Source organism: Maricaulis sp., from assembly GCF_030149235.1.
Taxonomy (GTDB): Bacteria; Pseudomonadota; Alphaproteobacteria; order Caulobacterales; family Maricaulaceae; genus Maricaulis.
The window spans coordinates 39,965-46,649 of the sequence record NZ_JASBRW010000039.1; the positions used below are offsets into that span (position 1 = coordinate 39,965).

The 6,685-nt window shown below is 63.7% G+C and carries 6 protein-coding genes; 2 read left to right on the top strand and 4 right to left on the bottom strand.

Annotated features, from left to right (window positions below; genetic code table 11):
* Window positions 1-9: 9 nt before the first annotated feature.
* Window positions 10-2,952 (bottom strand): hypothetical protein, encoded by a 2,943-nt coding sequence (locus Q1V51_RS06055; protein WP_300554197.1) that lies wholly within the window; start codon window positions 2,950-2,952, stop codon window positions 10-12.
* A gap of 154 nt (window positions 2,953-3,106) precedes the next feature.
* Here Q1V51_RS06055 and Q1V51_RS06060 point away from each other — a divergent pair, with 154 nt between their 5' ends.
* A complete protein-coding gene (locus Q1V51_RS06060) occupies window positions 3,107-3,517 on the top strand; it encodes an NADH:ubiquinone oxidoreductase subunit NDUFA12 (RefSeq protein ID WP_300554200.1) in 411 nt (136 codons plus the stop codon).
* A gap of 75 nt (window positions 3,518-3,592) precedes the next feature.
* Window positions 3,593-4,051, top strand: a complete 459-nt coding sequence (locus Q1V51_RS06065) for a DUF2155 domain-containing protein (RefSeq protein WP_300554202.1) — start codon at window positions 3,593-3,595, stop codon at window positions 4,049-4,051.
* Here Q1V51_RS06065 and aat read toward each other — a convergent pair.
* The 3 genes from aat to accB are packed head-to-tail and all read right to left on the bottom strand — an operon-like array spanning window position 4,048 to window position 6,588.
* Window positions 4,048-4,695, bottom strand: a complete 648-nt coding sequence (gene aat, locus Q1V51_RS06070; RefSeq protein WP_300554205.1) for a leucyl/phenylalanyl-tRNA--protein transferase — start codon at window positions 4,693-4,695, stop codon at window positions 4,048-4,050. The genes Q1V51_RS06065 and aat overlap by 4 nt on opposite strands.
* A gap of 15 nt (window positions 4,696-4,710) precedes the next feature.
* Window positions 4,711-6,057 (bottom strand): acetyl-CoA carboxylase biotin carboxylase subunit, encoded by a 1,347-nt coding sequence (gene accC, locus Q1V51_RS06075; protein WP_300554207.1) that lies wholly within the window; start codon window positions 6,055-6,057, stop codon window positions 4,711-4,713.
* 30 nt (window positions 6,058-6,087) lie between these two features.
* Complete coding sequence (accB, locus tag Q1V51_RS06080) at window positions 6,088-6,588, bottom strand: acetyl-CoA carboxylase biotin carboxyl carrier protein (protein WP_300554209.1); 501 nt, start codon at window positions 6,586-6,588, stop codon at window positions 6,088-6,090.
* Window positions 6,589-6,685: the final 97 nt, after the last annotated feature.

Below are 6,685 nucleotides of genomic sequence, written 5' to 3' on the forward strand. Positions count from 1 at the left end.
ATCGCGCGGTCAGCTGTTCCAGTTACAGGCGTCGCAATTCAGCCCGCTTTCGCTCTTCGCCACGGTGAAATGGCCGCATTCCGGGCAGGGGTCGCCGGTATAAGCGCTGGCTTCGCTCACCGGGCGGGTGATGCTGTGATCCTCTATCTGGGTGTATTCGGTCTCGATCGGAGCATCAGTGTCATTGGCATTGGCGGCCTTTTTCGAGGCGCCGGCGAACATCAGGATATTATTGGGCACCTGGCCGCGGCTGAACCCGCGCGAAATGAAGCGGGCCGCGTCTTCCTGCGACAGCTTTTCTTCCTCGACACCCTTGCCGATCCCGCCCGGATCCGCCTTGTCCGGCGAGATTTCCGCCAGATCTTCGCGGCCGAGATAGGACACGCCCAGCTCGCGGAAAAGATAATCCAGGATCGAGGTCGCGTGCTGGATCTGGTCATTGCCCTCTACCGGGCCAGCCGGCTCGAAGCGGGTGAAGACGAAGGCATCAACAAACTCTTCCAGCGGCACGCCGTATTGCAGGCCAATGGAGATGGCGATGGCGAAATTGTTCATAAGCGAACGAAACGCCGCGCCTTCCTTGTGCATGTCGATGAAGATCTCGCCGAGCTCGCCATCATCGAACTCGCCGGTGTGCAGATAGACCTTGTGGCCGCCCACAGTGGCCTTCTGGATATAGCCCTTGCGGCGATCAGGCAGTTTGCGCCGGGCGGCCGGGCGTTCGACGACGCGCTCGACTTCAACCGTACGCTCGACCACGCGTTCGCGTACCGTGTCGGCGGTGTAGTCCCCCTTGTCGAAATCGATCGAGGGCAGCATGTCGAACAGGCTGGAGCCCGTGCGCGACATGGCCAGATCGCGCAGGCCAAGCTGGCTGGCGTGATCGAACAGCGCGGCGACATCATCGATGGCGGCTTCAGCGCTGAGCTCGATATTGAGCGCCACATGCCCGGAAATCTGTTGCTCGACTGCATGGGCGAGATCAAGCTGGGCCTCGGCGGAGGGATAAGCGAAAACGGCCCGGGTATCAGCCGGGATGGTCTCGATCGCATCAAGGGTTGCCGTACCATGAGCATGTCTGTCGGCCAGTTCGACATCATGATCGCTATAGCCCAGCGCCAGGCACAGGGACTGGCCCTCGGCCTCGATGACATCACTGGTCAGGCCGAGAATGTCACGGCAGACGCGGTCGCCCAGCGTCCAGCGATTGAGCGCGAAGCGCACCGAGGCGCCTTCGCCGATGGAATCATCGAGCCGTTCCAGCGTGTCCAGCGGAATGCCGCGCAGCATCAGGTCTTCAAACGAGATTGCCGGAGCGCCGCGCAGCGTGCCATGGCCCGCCGCATGGTCCTCGGCCTGTTCGATCGCGGTGGCATCCAGCCCCAGTCGTGACAGACCGCTGCGCACACAATCGCGCAGGCGACGACCGCCGATATCGTCGCGGTCGGCGGTGACGGCATTGACGACTGGGCTGCAGCCTCCGGCTGCGCCCTCGATCAGGCCGGCCAGTTCGGTTGGCAGGTCGAGGGCGCAGACCAGCGGTCCGGGCCGGGTGAGGGCGGAGCGGGCGGAAAACCGGCTGTCATGACGCTGCAGCGTGCCGGCAATCGAAGCCAGCCCGGCGGGCAGGCTCTTCGGCGAGATCTCCATGCCCAGAGAGGGAGCGATGGCCCCGCATTCCGCGCAGCTTTCACGCACAGCCATGGTGACGAGGCGGGCGATGGCGGCGGCGGTGAGGCGGCCCTCATCACTGTCATAGGCGAGGCCCAGCGCCATCAGGACCGGTGCCATCCCGGTTAGCGACATCGTGCCGGCATTGGCCGCGTCGGGATGGGCACTGAAGATCAGCGCCTTGGACCAGCAGCGCGCGGTGTCCATCAGCAGCTCGGCATTAAGGCCGGCGGTGTCATCCATAAAGGCGGGCAGGTTGAGATACACGGCCGGGCCGGCCTGCTGCGGGCTTTCCTGGAAGGCCAGGCGCGGCGCACCAAAGCTCCACACGGTACGGGCCACGGCATTGCGGAACTGGCGGGCGCGAACGGTGCCGCCGGTTTCGCCAAAGCTCCAGGCCTCGTCCGCAGCGACGGCGGAGGCGAAATCGGAGGGTGTGTGCAGCACGGTTTCCGGCACGATCGAGCGCTCCGGCGCCAGCGCGGCGAGGGCATCATCATCCGCGCCCTGGCGGGCCATGGCGAGGGCGCGTTCCACGGCTACCTCCGGCACACCATCCTTCAGCGCATGGCGCATGGCGCGGGCGAGGGCGGCGTTCTGGCGCGGATCGAAACAGACCTCGCCCTCACCGGAACAACGCCGGATGGCTTCCCCGATCGCCTTGAGTCGCGTTTCGGTGACCCGGGCGCCGGTTTCCAGAATTGATTCGCGCAGGGCCTCGGCCGCCACCAGACGCAGGGCTTCCGGCGCATCCTCGGCATCGGCGCGAATATGGCGACGCAGCACATCGTCCTGCGGGCCGGAGAGGTCGTCCCCATAAGCCCAGTCCGCACCGCCCTCGCGCCACAGCTCGGCATCGGGCAGGGCGAGACGGGCAATCAGGCTGGCGGACAGGCCGGCATAAAACAGATTGGCTTCCTCAACCGCGGCAAAGGCCTTTTGACGTCCGGCTGCCCAGGTCAGCGATCCGGCCAAGCGCGCTGCAGCCTTGTCGATCCCGTCTTCCAGCGCACGCTCCTCACCGGCCGGGATTTGCGGGGCCAGGCCGGCATAGGCGGTCATTCCGGGTTTGGGGCGCGTCTTCAGCGGGCGTGGTGTGTCGAGCAGATCTCCCAGCGTCATCGCCGCGGTATCACTCCAGGCCGGCGGTACACGCAAGGTGCGAACATCGCCCAGGCCATCATCATCTGCATCGATGGCGCACCTGAGTTCGCGCACCTCCAATGAAAGATCAAAATGTTCCGAGGCTGCCAGATCGGCCAAGCTTGCCGGATTAGTCATTTGTCCACCCTTTTGCCCGCCGAATCGGTCGGTAATCGCAAAAGTCTACCCCTCCGGAGGCAGGGCCTGAACCCCGCCGCGCTCGAGACTGGACCGGATGGCGCGAGGAAGGCATATACGGCTGTGAATAACCCTACCGACTCGGAGCCCGCTCATGCTCGGACTGATTTCGAAGATTTTCATCTGGTGGAAAGACGCCACGCCCGGCACGCTTCTGACCCTGCGTAATCGTGGTGCCCAGCAAGTGGGCGAGGATGAGTTCGGGAATCGCTATTTCGAGGAGAAGGGCAAGACCGGCCCGGATGGAAACAAGCGCCGCTGGGTGCTCTACGAGGGCTATGCCGACGCCTCGCGCGTGCCGTCTGACTGGCATGGCTGGCTGCACCACACGTTTGACGAGCCGCCGACCGAGGCGCCGCTCAAGCGCCAGGTCTGGGAAAAGGATCACCATCCCAACCTGACCGGCACGGTGCATGCCTATCGTCCGACCGGTTCGCTGGCCTCGCCGGAGAAGCGTCAGTCCACGGCCGGCGACTACGAAGCCTGGTCGCCGGACCAGGGCTAACCCGTGCCTGTCTTGTCGCCTGTGCGGGGAACCGCCTCGACACGGTCATAATCTCTCGGCAGCTTGGCTCCCATGATGCGTTCTCTGACAGCTCTCGTTCTGGCCTGTAGTGTGATGGCCCCCGCCATGGCGCAGGATATCGATGACTTCATGCGCGGCGATGACCCGCTTGAGACGCGCGACCCTGATGCGCGTGCGAACCAGCCGCTGTCCAGCCGTCCAGGCAATGTCGCCGTCCTGCGTGGCCTCGACAAGGTCACGGCCCGCACGCGTGATTTCGATGTCGTCATCGGTGAAAGCGTTGAGTTCGGCCCGTTGACCATCACCGCGCAATATTGCCGCAAGCGCCCGCCGGAAGAGACGCCGGAAACCTACGCCTTCCTGCAGATCGCTGATCGCCGCACGGACGGTTTCGGCGTGGATGTCGAGGGCGAGACAATCTTTTCCGGCTGGATGTTCGCTTCCCGCCCGGCCCAGAATCCGCTCGAGCATCCGGTGTATGATGTGTGGGTGCTGGACTGCCGCACGGACTAGGTCTTGAGCGCCCGTGCCAACACATCCTCCGCGCCCACATCCATCCCCATCGCATAGAAATCCGCCGTCTTGCCCAGGGCCTCTTGTAGCCGCTCATGATAGGCATCGCGCGTGATGGTTTCCACGCCCAGGCTTTCCAGATGCTCGGTGGTGAACTGGGTGTCGAGCAAGCTGTAGCCACCGGTATTCAGGCGGGCGACGAGGTGGACGAGGGCGATTTTGCTGGCATCGGTTTTTACTGAGAACATGCTCTCACCGAAGAACGCGCCGCCGAGCGAGACGCCATAAAGCCCGCCGGCCAGCTCTTCGCCATCCCAGCATTCCACACTATGGGCGAAGCCGTCGCGATGCAGCTCGTTGTAGAGGCCAAGAATACCGTCATTGATCCAGGTTTCCTCGCGCCCCGGGCCCGGCTCGGCGCACAGGCGCACCACCGTGTCGAAGGCGGTATCGATCTTCACCTGGAACGGGGCCTGTTTCACCGTGCGCTTGAGGCGCCGCGGGATGTGCAGGCCGTTGAGAGGCAGCACGCCTCGCTCATCCGGGTCGAGGAGATAGATGCGCGGGTCGTCGCGCGCTTCCGCCATGGGGAAGACGCCGCGCGCATAACAGTTCAGCAATTCTGCCGTCCCGAAGACCCGCATATCACCCTTGGCCGATCAGGCCTCCCGGTTGGCGAGCCACTCCTCAAGCCAGCGGATGTGGTAGTCGCCGTTCACAAACTCGGGCTCTTCCAGCAGGGCCAGGAAAATCGGGATCGAGGTTTCAACACCGCCGACGACCATTTCTTCCAGCGACCGGCGCAGGCGCAGCAGCGCTTCCGTCCGGGTCCGCCCGTGCACGATGAGCTTGCCGATCAGGCTGTCATAATACGGGGGAATTTTATAGCCCGCATAAAGCGCTGAATCGAGGCGGACACCGAGACCGCCCGGAGCGTGGAAATCGGTGATCGTGCCCGGCGAGGGGGCGAAATTCCTCGGGTTTTCCGCGTTGATGCGGCACTCGATCGACCAGCCGTCCAACGTGATGTCTTCCTGCTTGATGTCGAGCGGCGCGCCATCGGCGACGCGGATCTGTTCGCGCACCAAGTCGATACCGGTGATCATCTCGGTCACCGGGTGCTCCACCTGTAGGCGGGTATTCATTTCGATGAAGTAGAACTCACCGTTTTCCCACAGGAACTCGATCGTACCGACGCCGCGATAGCCAATCGCACCAATGGCCTTGCGGACGGTCTCACCGATCTTGGCGCGGTCCGCGGCATTGAGCGCCGGAGAGGGGGCTTCCTCGAGGATTTTCTGGTGTCGGCGCTGCAGCGAACAATCGCGCTCACCGAGGTGAACCACATTGCCATGTGTATCGGCCAGGATCTGGATCTCGATATGGCGCGGGCGGCCGAGATATTTCTCGATATAGACGGTGCCATCGCCGAAGGCAGCCTTGGCCTCGGTCGATGCAGTGTCCATCGCCTCTTTGAGGTCGGCTGCTGTTTCGGCCACCTTCATGCCGCGACCGCCACCGCCGGACGCGGCCTTGATCAGCACCGGATAACCGATTCTCTCGGCCACCGGGATCGCATCCTCATAGCTGTCGACGCCGCCTTCAGAGCCCGGAACAACCGGAATGCCGGCATCCATCACAGTCTGTTTGGCGGTGATCTTGTCCCCCATGACGCGGATATGCTCCGCTGTCGGGCCGATGAAGGTGAAGCCGTGCGCTTCGACGATCTCGGCAAAGCGGGCGTTTTCCGACAGAAAGCCATAGCCCGGGTGGATAGCCTGGGCGCCGGTCACTTCGGCCGCGGCGATAATGGCCGGGACGTTGAGATAGCTCTTGGCTGCTGCCGGCGGACCGACACAGACGCTTTCATCAGCCAGGCGGACATGCATCGCATCGGCGTCGGCCTCGGAATGGATGGCGACGGTGCGTATGCCCATCTCGCGGCAGGCGCGGTGGACACGAAGGGCAATTTCGCCGCGATTGGCGATCAGGATCTTGTCGAACATTCGGGGCGCTCGCGCGTTAAAGGGTGAGCGTTAGACGAGAATGAAGAGCGGCTCGCCGTACTCGACGGGCTGGCCGTCCTGCACCAGGATTTCTGCGATCTTGCCGGATTTCTCCGCCGTGATCGGATTGAAGGTCTTCATCGCCTCAACGAGGAGGATCGTGTCGCCCTGGGAGACATTGGAGCCGACCTCGACGAAATTGTCCGCTTCCGGATTGGCCTTGAGATAGACCGTGCCGACCATGGGCGACTTTACCACGCCCGGATGAGCGGAGAGGTCGGTCGCGTCCTGGGCCGCCGGGGTTTCCGGCGGCGCGGCGGCCGGGACCGGGGCCGGGGCTGCTGCAACCGGCGCAGGCGCTGCGGCGACGGCCTGCACAACCGGTGCGGCGGTCAGCTGGCGCGCAATACGCAGTTTCAGTTCGCCATGTTCCACTTCGATTTCGGTCAGCTCGGTATCGCGCAGGATCTTCGCCAGATCGCGAACGAGGCGGGTGTTGAGCGGGGCACCGGATTTGGAATCAGAACTCATGGAGATGGGCCTTTGATTGTTTTCAGGTGTTCAGGCTTTGAACGGCGGCATCAATCCCCAGCAAATAACTGGCCAGACCGAAGCCGGTAATGCTGCC